The 17,840-nt window shown below is 66.6% G+C and carries 17 protein-coding genes; 7 read left to right on the top strand and 10 right to left on the bottom strand.

What is annotated here, in order from left to right; translation table 11 throughout:
- The first annotated feature begins 58 nt into the window (after nt 1-58).
- The 6 genes from WS45_RS16145 to WS45_RS16170 all read left to right on the top strand — a co-directional run bounded on the left by WS45_RS16145 (nt 59) and on the right by WS45_RS16170 (nt 5,291).
- Nucleotides 59-1,336 carry a GspE/PulE family protein gene (locus WS45_RS16145; RefSeq protein ID WP_059700728.1) on the top strand — a complete coding sequence of 426 codons (1,278 nt, stop codon included), beginning with the start codon at nt 59-61 and terminating at the stop codon, nt 1,334-1,336.
- Nucleotides 1,333-2,547 carry a type II secretion system F family protein gene (locus WS45_RS16150; RefSeq protein ID WP_059700729.1) on the top strand — a complete coding sequence of 405 codons (1,215 nt, stop codon included), beginning with the start codon at nt 1,333-1,335 and terminating at the stop codon, nt 2,545-2,547. The genes WS45_RS16145 and WS45_RS16150 overlap by 4 nt, the downstream gene beginning before the upstream one ends.
- Nucleotides 2,548-2,592: 45 nt before the next feature.
- Nucleotides 2,593-3,504: a prepilin peptidase gene (locus WS45_RS16155; protein WP_059700730.1), complete on the top strand. Its 912-nt coding sequence runs from the start codon at nt 2,593-2,595 to the stop codon at nt 3,502-3,504.
- 84 nt (nt 3,505-3,588) lie between these two features.
- Complete coding sequence (gene coaE, locus WS45_RS16160) at nt 3,589-4,197, top strand: dephospho-CoA kinase (RefSeq protein WP_059688953.1); 609 nt, start codon at nt 3,589-3,591, stop codon at nt 4,195-4,197.
- Between the two features lie 109 nt (nt 4,198-4,306).
- The gene (gene zapD / locus WS45_RS16165; RefSeq protein ID WP_059700731.1) at nt 4,307-5,062 is read left to right on the top strand and encodes a cell division protein ZapD; all 756 of its coding nucleotides are present in this window, start codon (nt 4,307-4,309) and stop codon (nt 5,060-5,062) included.
- 28 nt (nt 5,063-5,090) lie between these two features.
- Complete coding sequence (locus WS45_RS16170) at nt 5,091-5,291, top strand: DNA gyrase inhibitor YacG (RefSeq protein WP_039317342.1); 201 nt, start codon at nt 5,091-5,093, stop codon at nt 5,289-5,291.
- Nucleotides 5,292-5,352: 61 nt separating this feature from the next.
- On the opposite strand, the gene WS45_RS16175 is transcribed toward WS45_RS16170, so the two are convergent.
- The 4 genes from WS45_RS16175 to secA all read right to left on the bottom strand — a co-directional run bounded on the left by WS45_RS16175 (nt 5,353) and on the right by secA (nt 10,865).
- A complete protein-coding gene (locus WS45_RS16175) occupies nt 5,353-5,796 on the bottom strand; it encodes an NUDIX domain-containing protein (RefSeq protein ID WP_059535183.1) in 444 nt (147 codons plus the stop codon).
- Nucleotides 5,793-6,662, bottom strand: coding sequence for an ATP-binding protein (locus WS45_RS16180; protein ID WP_059688955.1), 870 nt, complete (start codon nt 6,660-6,662; stop codon nt 5,793-5,795). The genes WS45_RS16175 and WS45_RS16180 overlap by 4 nt, the downstream gene beginning before the upstream one ends.
- Before the next feature lie 19 nt (nt 6,663-6,681).
- On the bottom strand, nt 6,682-7,923 hold the full coding sequence (gene argJ, locus WS45_RS16185; protein ID WP_059700732.1) for a bifunctional glutamate N-acetyltransferase/amino-acid acetyltransferase ArgJ: 1,242 nt from the start codon (nt 7,921-7,923) through the stop codon (nt 6,682-6,684).
- 143 nt (nt 7,924-8,066) lie between these two features.
- The gene (secA, locus tag WS45_RS16190) at nt 8,067-10,865 is read right to left on the bottom strand and encodes a preprotein translocase subunit SecA (protein WP_059700733.1); all 2,799 of its coding nucleotides are present in this window, start codon (nt 10,863-10,865) and stop codon (nt 8,067-8,069) included.
- 267 nt (nt 10,866-11,132) lie between these two features.
- On the opposite strand from secA, the gene WS45_RS16195 reads away from it, so the two are divergent.
- Nucleotides 11,133-11,612 carry a DUF721 domain-containing protein gene (locus WS45_RS16195; protein ID WP_059700734.1) on the top strand — a complete coding sequence of 160 codons (480 nt, stop codon included), beginning with the start codon at nt 11,133-11,135 and terminating at the stop codon, nt 11,610-11,612.
- Between the two features lie 82 nt (nt 11,613-11,694).
- Here the strand turns inward: WS45_RS16195 and lpxC are convergent, their stop codons facing one another.
- From lpxC to WS45_RS16225, 6 genes are all read right to left on the bottom strand, one after another.
- Nucleotides 11,695-12,612 carry a UDP-3-O-acyl-N-acetylglucosamine deacetylase gene (lpxC, locus tag WS45_RS16200; RefSeq protein WP_059535496.1) on the bottom strand — a complete coding sequence of 306 codons (918 nt, stop codon included), beginning with the start codon at nt 12,610-12,612 and terminating at the stop codon, nt 11,695-11,697.
- Nucleotides 12,613-12,852: 240 nt separating this feature from the next.
- The gene (locus WS45_RS16205) at nt 12,853-13,359 is read right to left on the bottom strand and encodes a peroxiredoxin (RefSeq protein ID WP_059535173.1); all 507 of its coding nucleotides are present in this window, start codon (nt 13,357-13,359) and stop codon (nt 12,853-12,855) included.
- A 200-nt stretch (nt 13,360-13,559) separates the two neighbouring features.
- Nucleotides 13,560-14,756: a cell division protein FtsZ gene (gene ftsZ, locus WS45_RS16210; RefSeq protein WP_011883181.1), complete on the bottom strand. Its 1,197-nt coding sequence runs from the start codon at nt 14,754-14,756 to the stop codon at nt 13,560-13,562.
- Nucleotides 14,757-14,867: 111 nt separating this feature from the next.
- Nucleotides 14,868-16,100: a cell division protein FtsA gene (gene ftsA, locus WS45_RS16215; protein ID WP_006752447.1), complete on the bottom strand. Its 1,233-nt coding sequence runs from the start codon at nt 16,098-16,100 to the stop codon at nt 14,868-14,870.
- 26 nt (nt 16,101-16,126) lie between these two features.
- On the bottom strand, nt 16,127-16,879 hold the full coding sequence (locus WS45_RS16220; protein WP_059700735.1) for a cell division protein FtsQ/DivIB: 753 nt from the start codon (nt 16,877-16,879) through the stop codon (nt 16,127-16,129).
- A 19-nt stretch (nt 16,880-16,898) separates the two neighbouring features.
- Nucleotides 16,899-17,840 (bottom strand): D-alanine--D-alanine ligase, encoded by a 942-nt coding sequence (locus WS45_RS16225; RefSeq protein ID WP_059688957.1) that lies wholly within the window; start codon nt 17,838-17,840, stop codon nt 16,899-16,901.

A 17,840-nucleotide genomic window follows, 5' to 3' on the forward strand; every position in this document is an offset into this window, starting at 1 on the left:
CTCGCGATACGCGACCATTTGCTGGTCACGATCAACTGGCGGCCGAGCGCCGGCTCACATGCACTTCCCACCTCCCGGGGCGCCGCCGCGCACGCAGCGGCCGCCTGCCTCCCTCGACGCATCGCCCGCTGAAACGCCCCGGCCGCTCGATGCGGCGCAACTCGACGACTCGCCCGCCGTACGGCTGCTGACCGACACGTTGCACGCCGCCCGCGTGCGCAACGCGTCCGACATCCACGTCGAGCCGTTCGAAGGAGGCTGGCGCATCCGCCTGCGCATCGACGGCGTCCTGCATGAACACGCGCGGCCGCCAGCTCATCTGCGCGACGCACTCGTGACCCGCATCAAGGTGCTCGCCCGCATGGACATCGCCGAGCGCCGGCTTCCGCAAGACGGCCGGCTGCGCATCGCGGTCGACGGCGGCATGCGAGGCGACTACCGTGTCAGCTCGCTGCCCACGCTGTTCGGCGAGAAGCTCGTGTTGCGCCGCCTGGAAATGTTGCCGCCCGACCTCACGCTCGCGCGCCTCGGCTTCGACGCGCGGCAGGCCGCGGCGATGGAGGCCGCGATTCGCGCGCCGCACGGTCTCGTGCTCGTCACCGGGCCGACCGGAAGCGGCAAGACGCTGTCGCTCTATTGCGCGCTGCAGATGCTCGACCGCGATGCGCACAACGTGTGCACGGTCGAGGATCCAGCCGAGATTCAGCTCGACGGCATCAACCAGGTCGGCGTGGCCGAAAAAGCCGGGCTCACTTTCGCCACTGCGCTGCGCGCGCTGCTGCGGCAGGACCCGGACGTCATCATGGTCGGCGAGATTCGCGATGCGGAGACGGCCGACGTCGCGATCAAGGCCGCGCAGACCGGGCACCTCGTGCTGTCGACGCTGCACACGAACGACGCGCCGACAGCCGTCGCGCGCCTGCTCGACATCGGCGTCGCACCATACAACCTGGCGGCCGCGTTGCGCCTCGTCACCGCACAACGCCTCGTTCGGCGCCTCTGCACCGTCTGCCGCGTGCGCTCGGACGCATCGGCACGCGCGCTGCGCGAAGCAGGCTGCGATTCGGCAGCGCTGGAATCCGGATGGCGCCCGTTCGTCGCGCACGGCTGCGCCACCTGTCACGGCATCGGTTATCGCGGCCGGATCGGCCTGCATCAGACGATGCCGGTTTCACCGGCAATGGCGGAGCACATCGTCGCACGCGCAAGCGTCGGCACGCTCGCGCAATGCGCGGCGTCCGAGGGCGTATGCAGTCTGCGCGACGCGGCACTCGCGCACGTCCGCGACGGCACGACGAGCATCGCGGAAGCGCTGGCCGCGACGCCCGACGCATGATCGCCATGCATGCACCGCCAAAGGAAACCTGCTTCGCGTGGCGCGGCCGTCGTCGCGACGGCACGCCATGCCGCGGGAACGTCATCGCCTTCGATGCAGCCGCCGCACGAGCAGCACTCGCGCGCGACGGCGTCGCGGTGCTGTCGCTCGACGTCCGCGGCGCGGCCCGACCACCCGCGGCCGGCGCACGAGAGGTCACGCGCTTCACGCGTCAGCTCGCGAGCCTGCTGCAAGCCGGACTACCGCTTGCACCGTCGCTCGAGATGCTCGCCCGCACCCGTACACGCGACGGGTTGCCGCGCATCGCCGCCGGTCTCGCGCGCGAGATCATCGGCGGGCAACGCTTCGCCGCCGCGCTCGCACGCTATCCGTCCCAGTTCGGCACGCTGTATCGCCAGTTGATCGAGGTGGGCGAGGCATCGGGTGCGCTCGGTACCGTACTGACCCGCGTCGCGGAGCACCGGGAACGCGCCGACGCGCAATGGCGCAAGCTGCGTGCCGCACTCGCATACCCGGTCGCCGTCATCGTGTTCGCGCTCGCGATCTCGGCCGCGCTGATGGTGTGGGTCGTGCCGACGTTCCGACAGATTTTCGACGGTTTCGGCGCGGCGCTGCCGGCACCAACCCGCGCCCTGCTCGCCCTCTCGTCCGCGACATCGGCCTGGGGTGGCACGTTGGTTGCGGGCGCAGCCGGCGCCGGACTCGTCGCGCGCCACGCGCTGCGGCGCTCGCCTTCGCTGCGCTATACGGTCGCGCGGCATCTGTTGAATCTGCCGCTCGTCGGCACCGCGCTCATACGCTTCGCGACCGCGCGCTGGTGCCGCTCGCTTGCAACGCTGCTCGGCGCGGGCGTCCCGCTCGCCGACGCGTTCGCCACGCTCGAGCGCACCGCCGGCCATCCGGTCTTCGAACAGGCCACCGTACAGATCGCGACGCGCGTGCTGCGCGGCGCGCGTCTGGCCGATGCGATGCACGCGGCGGGATGCTTCCCGGACGACGTCGTGCAGCCGATCGCCGTCGCCGAGGAAACCGGTGCGCTCGACACGATGCTCGCCGATATCGCCGCGCTATGCGAGCGTCAGCTCGACGCGCGCCTCGATGCGCTCGCCGCGCTCGGCGAGCCGCTGATCGTGATCGTGCTGGGCGCATTCGTCGGCGGCCTCGTGATCGCGATGTATCTGCCCATCCTTCAGCTGGGCAACGTGGTGTAGCATCGCAACCGATTCTGTCGCCTTTCATGCCCGAACCCGAGCCCCATGACGTCCGCGCCCCTCATAACCGTATTCGACTCGCCCGACAGCACGTTGCTCGCGCTGGCGATGCTGCCGCCCGCGGTGCAGTATGCGTTCGCCGTCGTGCTCGGCCTGTGCGTCGGCAGCTTCGTGAACGTCGTCGTGCACCGGATCCCGGTGATGATGCAGCGCGCCTGGCAGGCCGAGATCGCCGAAGCGACCGGCAGTGCAAGCACGCCGCCGGACGACGGCTATCCGCCGCGCTACGACCTGTGGCGCCCGCGCAGCGCCTGCCCGCATTGCGGTCACGTGCTGCGTGCGTGGGAGAACATCCCGCTCGTCAGCTACTTGCTGTTGCGCGGGCGCTGCCGTCAGTGCGGCCATGCGATCGGCGTACGCTATCCGCTCGTCGAGCTCGCCGGTGCGCTGCTCGCCGCCGGTTCGCTCGCCGCGTTCGGCCCCACCGTCGCCGCACTCGCCGCGTTCGGATTGTGCGCGGCACTGCTGGCAATGAGCGCGATCGATATCCGGACCGGGTACCTGCCCGATTCGATGACGCTGCCGTTGCTTTGGGCCGGGCTCGCACTGAACCTCGGCGGCACGTTCACGTCGCTGCGTTCGGCCGTGGTCGGCGCGATGGCCGGCTACCTGTTCCTGTGGTCGATCTACTGGCTGTTCAAATGGTTGCGCGGCATCGAGGGCATCGGCTTCGGCGACCTGAAGCTGCTCGCCGCGCTCGGCGCATGGATGGGCTGGGCCGCGCTGCCGCAGGTCGTGCTGTTCGCCGCGGTGACGGGCGCGCTCGTCGGGCTCGTCGCGACTTGGCGCGGACGCATGCGCTTCGAGGAGCCGATTCCGTTCGGCCCGTTCCTCGCGGCAGGCGGCGTCGCGACGCTGTTTTTCGGCACCCCTTTCTATTCGGCACTCGGCGGCTGACATGACGCACCGCCGGCGGCCGCCATGTTCGCTGCGTCGCGGGGAGGCGCTTCGCTGCCTCGTGACGGCACGGCGGAGGCTCACATGTTTGCAATAGGACTCACCGGCGGCATCGGCAGCGGCAAGACGACCGTCGCCGACATGTTCGCCGCACGCGGTGCATCGATCGTCGATACCGACCTGATCGCGCACCGCATCACCGCACCGGCCGGCCTCGCGATGCCGGCGATCGAACATGCATTCGGACCGGACTTCGTCGCGGCCGACGGCTCGCTCGACCGTGCAAAGATGCGCGCACTCATTTTCAGCGACGACGACGCGCGCCGGCGCCTCGAAGCGATCACGCATCCGCTGATCCGCGCCGAGACCGAGCGCGAGGCCCGCGAAGCGCAGGGCCCTTACGTGATCTTCGTCGTGCCGCTGCTCGTCGAGTCAGGTAACTGGAAGGCGCGCAGCGATCGCGTGCTGGTCGTCGACTGCCCGGTCGAGACGCAGATCGCACGTGTGATGCGGCGCAATGATTTCACGCGCGAACAGGTCGAAGCGATCATCGCAAGACAAGCAACGCGCGAAGCGCGTCTCGCTGCGGCCGACGACGTGATCGTCAACGATGCGACGACGCCCGCAGCTCTCGCCGCACAGGTCGATGCACTGCACCAACGTTATCTCGCATTCGCGGCCGCCGCGCACTGATCGCCGCGCGCGATCGTGATGGTGTACGAAATTGGTGCGTTGCTAGGGTAGACAGTGAGCATTAGAATGTCCTGCATTGTTTCAATCCCTACCCTAGAGGCGAGCGCGCTTGATTCTTTACGAGTATCCGTTCAACGAGCGAATTCGCACGCTGTTGCGCCTCGAAGACCTGTTCGAGCGCTTCGCGTTCTTTTTGGCTCAGGAGGACCCGCGTGAACATCACGTCGCGCTGACGACGCTGTTCGAAATCGCCGAGGTCACGGGCCGCGCGGACCTGAAATCGGATCTGATGAAGGAGCTCGAACGTCAACGCCAGACGCTCGCCCCCTTTCGCGGCAATCCGGGCATCGAACAGAATGCGCTCGAGGCCGTGCTCGGTGAAATCGAGCAGACGCTCGCCAATCTTGGGCAGATGCAGGGCAAGACCGGGCAGCATCTGATCGACAACGAGTGGCTCGCCAGCATCCGCAGCCGCGCGGTGATTCCCGGCGGCACGTGCAAGTTTGACCTGCCGTCGTACTATGCGTGGCAGCAATGGCCCGCGGAACAGCGGCGCCAGGACATCGCGAAATGGATCCTGCCGCTGCTGCCGTTGCGCGACGCCGCTGCGATCGTGCTGCGGCTCGCGCGTGAATCGGGCCAGGCCTCGAAAGTGATGGCGATGCAGGGCAGCTACCAGCAGATGCTGTCGGGGCGCACCTACCAGCTGATGCAGGTGCGCGTGCCCCCGGAGCTGCGCGTGATTCCCGAAGCGAGCGCCAACAAATACATGCTGTGGGTGCGGTTCACCATGCAGGACGGCGACGTGCGGCCGCGTGCGGTTGACATCGACGTGCCATTCCACCTGACCCTGTGCAATCTGTAACGGCCGCGTGCCGGTTCGACGCTCTCGTATGACTACCGTTGTGAAATGTCCTTCGTGCGGCGCAGAAGTGCGCTGGACGCCTGAAAACAAGTTCCGTCCCTTCTGTTCGGCCCGCTGCAAGCAGCTCGACCTCGGCGCATGGGCCGCAGAAAAGTACCGGATCGGCGGGTCCTCCGACGAGGGTCCGTCGTCGGAGGAAGACGGCACCGACGGCCGCCGCGACAGCTGAGCGGCGCGCGACGCCGCCCGTCCTGCGATGTGGCCCGCCTTTCAGGCGAGCCGCCACGGCGTCATTGCGACGCCGCCTCCTTCTCGAGCAGCTCCAGCACCGGCAGCGCCGCCGGCAACAGCGGCGCGACCTCGACCGGCAGCTGCTGCCACACGAACGCCTGCCCTTCCTTGCTGTGCGGCTCGCCCGTCCAGCCCGTCACCTTGCAGAAATAGAGCCGCACGTACGCGTGCGGATAATCGTGCTCGAGCGTATGCCAGCGGTGGCTGGCTGTGACTTCGATGCCGAGTTCCTCGTGCAATTCGCGCGCCAGCGCGTCCTCCACGCTCTCCCCGGCCTCCAGCTTGCCGCCGGGAAACTCCCAGTAGCCCTCGTACGGCTTGCCCTGCAGCCGCTGCGCGAGCAGGTAACGACCGTCCGCCTGCACCATCACGCCGACCGCGACCTCCGTCACCTTGCGTCCATCAGGCGCGCGCACGCCGCCTGCTGCGAAATCCGCACTCATGCCTGCTCCTTGCGACCCGACCAGTCGCGCGCGAATTGCCATGCGACGCGACCCGAACGCGAACCGCGCTCGAGCGCCCAGACGAGCGCGTCGCCGCGCGCCGTCTCGATCTCGGCGTCCGCGCAGCCGAAATGGCGCAGCCAATGCGCGACGATGTCGAGGTAGTCGTCCTGCTTGAACGGGTAGAAGCTGACCCACAGCCCGAAGCGCTCCGACAGCGAGATCTTTTCCTCGACGACTTCACCGGGGTGGATCTCGCCGTCCGGCAGATGCTTGTACGACTCGTTGTCGCTCATGTACTCGGGCAGCAGATGGCGGCGGTTCGACGTCGCGTAGATCAGCACGTTGTCGGACTGCGCGGCGATCGAGCCGTCGAGCGCGACCTTCAGCGCCTTGTAGCCCGACTCGCCCTCCTCGAACGACAGGTCGTCGCAGAACACGATGAACCGCTCCGGACGCTGCGCGATCAGGTCGACGATGTCGCCGAGATCGTGCAGGTCGTCCTTGTCGACTTCGATCAGGCGCAGGCCGTCCTTCGCATACGCGTTCAGGCAGGCCTTGATCAGGGACGACTTGCCGGTGCCGCGCGCACCGGTCAGCAGCACGTTGTTCGCCGGCTTGCACTGGACGAACTGTCGCGTGTTCTGCTCGATCAGCCCTTTCTGTCGATCGATGTTGTGCAGATCGTCGAGCGTAATCGACGATGCTGCCGGCACCGGCTGCAGATAGCCGCGCCCCTGGCGCTTGCGCCAGCGGAACGCGGTGGCGGCGTTCCAGTCGATGGCCGCCGGCGCGGGCGGAAGCATCCCCTCGAGGCGGCCGAGCAGCGCTTCCGCGCGCGTCAGAAACTGTTCGAGCTTGTCCATGTCGTTCGAGCGCTCCCGATCAGGAGCGGTAATCCGCGTTGATGCTCACGTAATCGTGCGAAAGATCGCACGTCCAGACCGTTGCCTGCGCGTCGCCGCGGCCGAGCAGCACGCGGATCGTGATTTCGCTCTGCTTCATCACGCGCTGGCCGTCCTCCTCCTGGTAAGCCGGATTGCGGCCGCCGGCCTTCGCGACGAGCACGTCGTCGAGATAGAGATCGATCTTGCCCACGTCGAGATCCGTGACGCCCGCGTAGCCGATCGCCGCGAGGATCCGGCCAAGGTTGGGGTCGGATGCATAGAAAGCCGTCTTCACAAGCGGCGAGTGCCCGATCGCATACGCGATCTGGCGGCACTCGGCGACGCTCTTGCCGCCTTCGACCTGCACCGTCATGAATTTCGTCGCGCCTTCGCCATCGCGCACGATCAGCTGCGACAGCACCTGGGCGACCTGCGTGACCGCGTCGCGCAGCGCCGCATAGGCCGGCGAGTCGGTCGACGTGATCACGGGCAGCGTGCTCTTGCCCGACGCGATCAGGATGAACGAGTCGTTCGTCGACGTGTCGCCGTCGATCGTGATGCAGTTGAACGAGCGGTCGGCCACTTCCTTCACGAGCGTGTCGAGCACCGGCTGCGCCACGTTCGCATCGAACGCGAGGAAGCCCAGCATCGTCGCCATGTTCGGCTTGATCATGCCCGCACCCTTGCTGATGCCCGTCAGCGTGACCGTGTGGCCGTCGATCGTCACCTGGCGCGACGTGGCCTTCGGCAGCGTGTCGGTCGTCATGATCGCCTGCGCGGCGTCGTACCAGTTCGCGGCCTTGCGGTTTGCGAGCGCTGCCGGCAGCCCGGCCTTCAGGCGGTCGATCGGCAGCGGCTCGAGAATCACGCCGGTCGAGAACGGCAGCACCTGTGCAGCGTCGATGCCCGCGAGGCGCGCGAGTTCCGAGCAGGTCTCGCGCGTGTTCGCGAGGCCCGGCTCGCCGGTGCCCGCATTCGCATTGCCCGTGTTCACGACGAGCGCGCGGATGCCCGCACCGCCGGCACGCACCTTTGCCAGGTGCTCGCGGCACACCGTCACCGGCGCGGCGCAGAAGCGATTCTCGGTGAACACGCCGGCGACCGTCGCCCCTTCGTCGACGGAGATGACCAGCACGTCCTTGCGATTCGGCTTGCGGATGTTCGCTTCCGCCCAGCCGAGCGTGACGCCGGCGACGGGATGGAGTTGGGCGGGATCGATCGACGGAAAATTGACAGCCATGGGGCACACCTGCCGGATGGAAAATGCCGGCATGCGCCGGCATCGATTGGAAGAACCGGCGGCCGCATGCGCGGGCCGCCGCAACTCACATCACTGACTCGAAGCTGCGAACGAAGCGGCACGCGAATGCTCGCCGCCGCCGATCATGACAGCTTCCCGTGACATTGCTTGTACTTCTTGCCGCTGCCGCACGGGCACGGGTCGTTGCGGCCGACCTTCGGCATCTCGCCGCCGGGGCCGCTGTGGGTCATCGCGCTACCGACCATGTCGGCCGTCGCCGTGGCCGCGGTGGCGGCTGCGACGTTCGCGACCGGCGCGCCGGATTCCGCGTAGTCGGCATGCTGATACTCGACGTTTTCGAGATGACCGCCGCGCTCCTCGATCTGCTCGGCGGCTTCCTCGAGCTGCTCCGGCGACTGGATCTGCACGTTCATCACGATGCGCGTGACTTCCTGCTTGATCGCCTCGAGCATCGCGGCGAACAGCTCGAACGCTTCGCGCTTGTATTCCTGCTTCGGGTTCTTCTGCGCATAGCCGCGCAGGTGGATGCCCTGGCGCAGGTGGTCGAGCGCCGCGAGGTGCTCGCGCCACAGGCGGTCGACCGTCTGCAGCATCACCGAGCGCTCGAACGCGCTGAACGATTCGCGGCCGACCATCGCGACCTTCGTCTCGTACTGCTCGTCGGCGGCGGTCGTCACCGCTTCGAGAATCTCCTCGGCCGTGATCGACGACGACTCGTTTACCATTTCCTGGATCGCGAGGTCGAGCTGCCAGTCGTTGCGCAGCGCTTCCTCGAGCTCGGGCACGTCCCACTGTTCCTCGATGCTGCCTTGCGGCACGAACTGGTGGACGACTTCGGCGATCACGCCATGACGCATCGCCGAGATCGTCTCGGTGATGTCGTGGGCTTCGAGCAGTTCATTGCGCTGCTGATAGATCACCTTGCGCTGGTCGTTCGACACGTCGTCGTATTCGAGCAGCTGCTTGCGGATGTCGAAGTTGCGCGCTTCGACCTTGCGCTGCGCGGACTCGATCGAACGCGTGACGATGCCGGCCTCGATCGCCTCGCCTTCCGGCATCTTCAGGCGATCCATGATCGAGCGCACGCGGTCGCCCGCGAAGATGCGCAGCAGCGGATCGTCGAGCGACAGGTAGAAGCGCGACGAGCCCGGGTCGCCCTGGCGGCCCGCACGGCCGCGCAGCTGGTTGTCGATCCGGCGCGATTCGTGGCGCTCGGTGCCGATGATGTGCAGGCCGCCCGCGGCCTTCACCTGCTCGTGCAGCGTTTCCCACTCGTCGTGCAGCTGCTTGATGCGGCGCGCTTTTTCGTCGGCGGGGATCGCGTCGTCGGCGTCGATGAACGCAGCCTGCTTCTCGGCGTTGCCGCCGAGCACGATGTCGGTACCGCGACCGGCCATGTTGGTCGCGATCGTGATGCGGTTCGGCCGACCGGCTTCCGCGACGATCGCGGCTTCACGCTCGTGCTGCTTCGCGTTCAGCACCTCGTGCGGCAGGCCGGCCTGCTTCAGCAGGTGCGACAGCAGCTCCGAGTTCTCGATCGACGTCGTGCCGACCAGCACCGGCTGGCCGCGCTCGTAGCAGTCGCGAATGTCGCGGATCACCGCGTCGTAGCGCTCCTTGGCCGTCTTGTAGATCTGGTCCTGCTTGTCGATCCGCTTCGGCGGGCGGTTGGTCGGGATCACGACCGTCTCGAGGCCGTAGATCTCGTTGAATTCGTACGCTTCGGTGTCGGCCGTACCGGTCATGCCCGCGAGCTTCGCGTACATGCGGAAGTAGTTCTGGAACGTGATCGAGGCGAGCGTCTGGTTCTCGCTCTGGATCTTCACGTGTTCCTTCGCCTCGACCGCCTGATGCAGGCCGTCGGACCAGCGGCGGCCCGCCATCAGGCGGCCCGTGAATTCGTCGACGATCACCACTTCGCCGTTCTGCACGACGTAGTGCTGGTCCTTGTGGAACAGCGTGTGCGCGCGCAGCGCGGCGTACACGTGGTGCATCAGCGTGATGTTCTGCGGTGCGTACAGGCTTTCGCCCTCGCCGATCAGGCCCCACTCGGCGAGCAGCCGCTCGGCCTTCTCGTGGCCCGACTCCGTCAGGAACACCTGGCGCGCCTTCTCGTCGAGCGTGTAGTCGCCCGGCTTCTCGACGCCCGTGCCGTCGGCCTTCTCCTCGCCGATCTGGCGCTCGAGCAGCGGCGGCAGCGCGTTCATCCGCACGTACAGTTCGGTGTGATCTTCCGCCTGGCCGGAGATGATCAGCGGCGTACGCGCCTCGTCGATCAGGATCGAGTCCACTTCGTCGACGACCGCGAAGTTCAGTGCCCGCTGCACGCGCGCGTCGGTCTCGTAGACCATGTTGTCGCGCAGGTAGTCGAAGCCGAATTCGTTGTTCGTGCCGTAGGTGATGTCCGCCGCGTAAGCTTGCTGCTTCTGGTCGTGCTCCATGCCGGACAGGTTGATGCCGACCGACAGACCGAGGAAGTTGTAGAGGCGCGCCATCCATTCGGCGTCGCGCTGCGCGAGGTAGTCGTTGACCGTCACGACGTGCACGCCACGGCCGGCCAGCGCATTCAGGTAGACGGGCAGCGTCGCGACGAGCGTCTTGCCCTCGCCGGTGCGCATTTCCGCGATCTTGCCGTAGTGGAGCACCATGCCGCCGATCATCTGCACGTCGAAGTGGCGCATCTTCAGCACGCGGCGGCTCGCCTCCCGGCAGACCGCGAACGCCTCGGGCAGCAGCTTGTCGAGCGACTCGCCGCCCGCGATCCGCTGGCGGAACTCATCCGTCTTGCCGCGCAACTGGTCGTCCGTCAGCTTCTCGATCTGCGTTTCGAGCGCATTGATCGTCGCGACGGTCTTTTGGTATTGCTTGACGAGCCGCTGGTTGCGGCTGCCAAAAATTTTCTGGAGAAAACCGGTTGTCATCGGATCGGATCCTGCGTCGCAGCACCGGCGCCCGGCGCGCGTTGCGCGCCCCGACGCCCGAGCCTCGGCGGCTTAGCGAATTAGTGGAATCAAACGAGGAATTTTAGCACGCGAGGAAGCATGCGCCGGTGTCCCGGCCGGACTCGCGCCGCACGCCAAACCCGTGCAGGCAATCGGGCGCATGGCCCGAAAGCCGCCCGTGCGCGAGCCGGCGCGGGTACAATCGGCGTCAACGTCCGCGCCCGTGCGCGCCCGAAGAATGCCTCGATGAACCGATTTTCCAAGCGTTTCGGCCCGCTCGCCGCGTATCGCCCGCAACCCGTGTCCGAAGTGCTCAACCGCACCGACGCGTTCGCGGCGCTGCGCGCCGGCGTCGAACAGGTCGCGTCGCTGCAGCGCGACCTGGCCGCGCTGCTGCCCGACTATCTCGCGAATCACGTCGAACCGGGCTCCATCAAGGACGGCACCCTGACCCTCTTTGCCGCGCACAATGCGCTCGCCGCCCGGCTGCGGCAGGTCGAGCCGCGCCTGCTCGCCGATCTTCAGAAGCGCGGCTGGCCGGTCTCGGCGCTGCGCGTGCGCGTGCGTCCGAAGGACGCGCCGGAACCCCCGCATGTGAAGCAGGCACGCATGACGACCGTCGGCGCCACCACGTTGCGCGACCTCGCCGATCACCTCGAGCCGTCGCCATTGCAGGCTGCACTCGCGCGAATGGCCGCGCGGCACGGTGCGAAGTCGTCGCGCTGAGTGCGCGCCGCCCCCGCGGGCCTGACGCCCAACAAAAAAGCGACCCGAAGGTCGCTTTTTTATTGCGGGTGCCGAACGCCGATCAGGCGAAGGCCGTCTGCGTGTCGAACGCGAAGCCGCTCGGCGCGGCTTGCGGATCGTCGAACGTGACGATCTCGTACGCGTCCTCGTGCGCGAGCAGTTCGCGCAGCAGCGCGTTGTTCAGCCCGTGACCCGACTTGTATGCGGTGTACGACGCCAGCAGCGGATGGCCGACCACGTACAGGTCGCCGATCGCGTCGAGCATCTTGTGCTTCACGAATTCGTCGTCGTAGCGCAGCCCGTCGTTGTTCAGGATCCGGTATTCGTCGAGCACGATCGCGTTGTCCATGCTGCCGCCGCGTGCGAGACCCAGCTCGCGCATCATTTCGACTTCATGGGCAAAACCGAACGTGCGCGCACGCGCGATCTCGCGCACGTACGACGTGTTCGCGAAGTCGACCTCGAGTTCCTGGCCGGTCTTGTCGACGGCCGGGTGACGGAAGTCGATCGTGAACTTCAGCTTGAAGCCGAAATACGGATCGAGACGCGCGAACTTGTCGCCGTCGCGGATTTCGACCGGTTTCTTCACCTGGATGAAGCGCTTCGGCGCGTTCTGCTCCTCGATGCCCGCGGACTGGATCAGGAACACGAAGGACGCGGCGCTGCCGTCCATGATCGGGATTTCCTCGGCCGTCACGTCGACATAGAGGTTGTCGATGCCGAGGCCGGCACACGCCGACATCAGGTGCTCGACGGTCGACACGCGCGCACCATCCTTCTGCAGCACCGACGCGAGCCGCGTGTCGCCGATCGACATCGCGGATGCCGGAATGTCGACAGGCGTGGGCAGGTCGACGCGCGAGAAAACGATCCCCGTGCCCGGCGCGGCCGGGCGGAGCGTCAGTTCGACCTTGCGGCCCGAGTGGAGACCGATGCCCACGGTCTTCACGATCGATTTGATGGTGCGCTGCTTCAGCATGATGTTCTTCATCTTGATTGAGAATATCAATCAGGAGTTATATTCGATAGGTGGGATTATAGCGTAATTCCCTATTCAACGCTGTTTGAAACTGCGTATCAATCTGTTTCGACTGTTTACCCGCGCCGATACGGGACGGGCCGATGCCCGGAACGGAGGCGTTTCCGGTCATCGGCCCGTGTTACAACTGCCCTGAGGCCGGTGAGCAGCGTTGCCGGCAGGCAACGGCGCACCGCACGATCAGGACGTCAACGTCGCGAGCACACTCGCCGCATCGCTCACTTCGAACTTGCCCGGCGCTTCGACGGCCAGCGTCTTGACCACACCGTCGTCGACCACCATCGCGTAGCGCAGGGAACGGATTCCCATGCCACGCGCGGACAAATCCTGCGTCAGCCCCAGCGCATGAGTGAAAGCAGCGCTGCCGTCCGCCATCATGCGCACCTTGCCCGCGGTGTGCAGATCACGTCCCCATGCGCCCATCACGAATGCGTCGTTGACGGACACGCACCAGAGCTCGTCGATGCCCGCCGAGCGCAGTTGCTCGGCGTGCTCGACATAGCCCGGCACATGCTGCGCCGAACAGGTCGGCGTGAAAGCGCCCGGCAATCCGAAGATCACCACCCGCTTTCCCGCAACCTGATCGCGCACGCTGCAGGCATTCGGCCCCAGCGTGCAGCCTTCGCGCGCGTCGTCGATGAACTCGAACAGTTGCGCGTCGGGCAGCGCGTCGCCCACTTGAATCATGGCTGGTCCCTCATAGCGATACGGTTTTTCGGCGTATTGCGGACAGCACGTCCCATCCCGCTCCGCTCACGCGAAGAGGGCACGTTTCCCGGCCCGGCGTCGCATTCGACGCGGCCTGTCGTGGTCCGTGGCATCCGTCACGCCGGCGTTACCGCGGCAATCTCGTCGATCGCGCCGCGGCTTCGCCTGTGTGTGCGTCGTCAGTCAGCCTGCTTGCGCAGGAAAGCCGGGATGTCGTACGTGTCGACACCCTTCTCCTGCAGCGCCTGCACGTGCGATGCCGCGGTTTCGCGCGAGTTGCGCCACACCGCCGGCGTATCGAGCGCGCCATAGTCGGCCGTGCTGACGTGCTGCGGTTGCGCATAGCCGTGCGAGACCGCGCTGACCGGCTGGTTGTCGGTACCCGTGCGCAGCAGCGTCATCGGAGCCGATTGCTGCTTCTTCGCCGCACGGCCCAGACCCGTCGCCACGACCGTCACGCGCAGTGCATCGCCCATTGCGTCGTCGTACACCGCACCGAAGATCACCGTGGCGTCTTCCGCCGCGTAGCTCTTGATCGTGTTCATCACTTCGCGCGTTTCCGACAGGCGCAGCGAACGGCTCGACGTGATGTTGACCAGCACGCCGCGCGCGCCCGACAGATCGACGCCTTCGAGCAGCGGGCTCGCCACGGCCTGTTCCGCCGCGAGGCGTGCGCGATCGACGCCGGCGACCGTCGCCGTGCCCATCATCGCCTTGCCCTGCTCGCCCATCACCGTCTTCACGTCTTCGAAGTCGACGTTCACGAGGCCATCGACATTGATGATTTCGGCAATGCCTGCAACCGCGTTGTTCAACACGTCGTCCGCGCACTGGAAGCACTTGTCCATCTCGGCGTCATCGCCCATCACGTCGAACAGCTTGTCGTTCAGGACGACGATCAGCGAGTCGACGTGATCCTCCAGTTGCTGCGAGCCTGCTTCCGCGACGCGCATGCGCTTGCCGCCTTCGAATTCGAACGGCTTGCTGACGACACCCACCGTCAGGATGCCCATCTCCTTCGCGATCTGCGCGACCACCGGCGCCGCGCCCGTGCCCGTACCGCCACCCATGCCGGCCGTGATGAACACCATGTGCGCGCCACGCAGCGCGTCGGCGATGCGCTCGCGCGCCTCTTCCGCCGCCGCCTTGCCCATTTCCGGCTTCGCGCCGGCGCCGAGGCCGGTGTTGCCGAGCTGGATCACGGACGGTGCGCGCGCGCGCGACAACGCCTGTGCATCGGTGTTCATCACGATGAAGTCGACGCCCTGCACGCCACGGTTGATCATGTGCTGAACGGCATTGCCGCCAGCGCCGCCAACGCCGACCACCTTGATGATGGTGCCGTTGGTTTCGGTTTCCAGCATTTCGAATTCCATTGTTGCCTCCGTCAAGAAAATAAAACTACTCGGCCGTTATTCGGCAGGAGATCGGGCAACCCCCTGTCGCGCGCCAGCCGCCGGCACCGGCGCGAATTTCGATTCGGTTCGTCAGAAGTTGCTCAGGAACCATTCCTTCATCCGCGAGAAGATCTGCCCCGCGTTGCCGGACTGCACGGCGACCTTGCGGCCGCGCATGCGCTGAGCACTGCCTTCGACGAGCAGGCCCATCGCCGTCGAGTAGCGCGGATTGCGCACCACGTCGGCGAGGCCGCCTGCGTATTCCGGCGCGCCGATGCGCACCGGTTTCAGGAAAATGTCTTCGCCGAGCTCGACCATGCCCGGCATCATCGAAGCCCCGCCGGTAATGACCACGCCGGAGCTCAGCAGTTCTTCGTAACCCGACTCGCGCACGACCTGCTGCACGAGCGAGAACAGTTCCTCGACGCGCGGCTCGATCACGGCCGCGAGCGCCTGGCGCGACAGCGTGCGCGGGCCGCGTTCGCCGAGGCCCGGCACTTCGACCATCTCGTCCGGATCGGCGAGCGCCTGCTTCGCGATCCCGTAGCCGACCTTGATGTCTTCCGCATCCGGCGTCGGCGTGCGCAGCGCCATCGCGATGTCGCTCGTGATCTGGTCGCCGGCGATCGGAATCACCGCGGTATGGCGGATCGCGCCTTCGGCGAAGATCGCGATGTCGGTCGTGCCGCCGCCGATGTCGACCAGCACCACGCCGAGATCCTTTTCGTCTTCCGTCAGCACGGCCAGCGACGACGCGAGCGGCTGCAGGATCAGGTCGTTCACTTCCAGCCCGCAGCGACGCACGCACTTGACGATGTTCTGCGCGGCACTGACCGCGCCCGTCACGATGTGCACCTTCACCTCGAGGCGGATGCCGCTCATCCCGATCGGCTCGCGCACGTCTTCCTGGCCGTCGATGATGAATTCCTGCGTGAGGATGTGCAGCACCTGCTGGTCGGTCGGGATGTTGATCGCCTTCGCGGTCTCGATCACGCGCGCGACGTCCGTCTGCGTGACTTCCTTGTCCTTGATCGCGACCATCCCGCTCGAGTTGAAGCTGCGGATATGGCTGCCGGCAATCCCCGTGAACACGTTGGTGATCTTGCAGTCGGCCATCAGCTCGGCTTCCTCGAGCGCGCGCTGGATCGACTGCACGGTGGCCTCGATATTGACCACCACGCCCTTCTTCAGACCCTTCGATTCGCTCTGGCCGAGGCCGATCACCTCGTAATGGCCTTCGCCCTTCAGCTCGGCGACGATGGCCACCACCTTCGACGTGCCGATGTCGAGGGAAACCAGCAGATCCTTGTAGTCTTTGCTCATAAAGTGCTCTTGCGTGTGATCTCTCGTTACTTCTTGCGCTTGTCGGTATCGGTCAGGAACCGCATGCCTGCCGCACGAATCGCGAATCCGTTCGGATAACGCAGGTCCGCGTACTCGATGTCGTTGCCCCAACGCTCCGTGACGGCCGACCACGCGGCGACGAGGCGCTGGCTCCGGTCATGCAGGGTCTCGCTGGTGCGCTCCTTGCCCAGCTCGACCTGCATGCCGTTCGACAGCTTCACCGTCCACGCGTAGCGCGCCGACAGCGTCACTTCTTCCGGCGCCGCCTTCAGCGGCGCAAACCAGTTCGTGAAGTCGCGATACCGCGTGACGACTTCCTTCGCACTGCCCTCCGGGCCGTCGAACGCCGGCAGTTCCTGATCCAGTTCGCCCTGGTTCGCGGTGAACAGCTCGCCGTCGACGCTCACGAGCTGCGCGCTGCCCCAGGTCCCGAGCGGTTTGTACTCCTCGAGCGTGACAGCCAGCGCATTCGGCCACACCCGGCGCACGCTCGCGTGGCGCACCCACGGCATCTGCTCGAACGCGGCACGCGCCGTATCGAGATCGACCGTGAAGAAATTGCCCTTCAGCCGGCCGACCACGCCCGCACGCACCGTCGGCGTGTTGATGTGCTCGGTGTCGCCGTCGATCCGGATTTCGCGCAGCGCGAACGTCGGACGCTGGATCAGCCAGTAGCAGCCGGCCGCCGCCAACACGAGCAGCAACAGCGCGTACAGCGCGCTGGCGGCAAGGTTGAGTTGGCGAACGTTGTTCCACATACGTCGTTCCGTTCCTGCGTCAGTCGTTGAGCGTAAGCGACAGCACCTTCACGACCAGCTCCGAATAGCTGATGCCGATCGACCGCGCGGCCTTCGGCGGCAGCGAGTGGTCGGTCATCCCGGGGGCCGTGTTCACTTCCAGGAAATACGCGTTGCCGGCGGCATCGAGCATGAAGTCCGCCCGACCCCAGTCGGTGCAGCCGAGCACGTCGAACGCGCGGCGCGCGATGCGCTTCAGTTCCGTTTCCTGTTCCGCGGGCAGCCCGCACGGAATCAGGTACTGCGTATCGTCGGCGACATACTTCGCGTGGTAGTCGTAGAACTCGCCGGCCGGCACGATCTTGATGAGCGGCAGGTCGAGATCGCCGGCGATGCACGCGGTGTATTCGCCGCCGCCTTCGATGCTCTTCTCGACGATCACGATCTTGTCGTGCGTCGCCGCTTCCGACAGTGCGGCGGGCAACGCGTCGGCCGTCTTCACCTTCAGCACCGCGACGCTCGAGCCTTCGCTCGCCGGCTTCACGAACAGCGGCAGGCCGAGCTTCGCGACGATGTCCGCCGCGCGCGCCGCGTAGTCGTCGCCGCGCATCACCGTCTCGAACGGCGGCGTCGGCACGCCCGTCTGCTGCCACACGAGCTTCGTGCGGAACTTGTCGAGGCCGAGCGCCGAGCCGAGCACGCCGCTGCCCGTGTAGCGGATTCCGTAGAAATCGAGCGCGCCCTGGATCTGGCCGTTCTCGCCGTAGCCGCCGTGCAGCGCGTTGAACGCGCGCACAAAGCCTTCGTCCTTCAGCGCCGACAACGGCCGCTCGGCCGGGTCGAACGGATGCGCGTCAACGCCCGCGTCACGCAGGCCCTGCAGCACGAGACGGCCCGAGGTGAGCGACACCTCGCGCTCGGCGGATTCGCCGCCGAACAACACCGCCACCTTGCCGAAACGTTTCGGATCGATCCCGCTCAT

This window comes from Burkholderia sp. RF2-non_BP3 (genome assembly GCF_001522185.1).
GTDB classification, from domain to species: domain Bacteria; phylum Pseudomonadota; class Gammaproteobacteria; order Burkholderiales; family Burkholderiaceae; genus Burkholderia; species Burkholderia diffusa.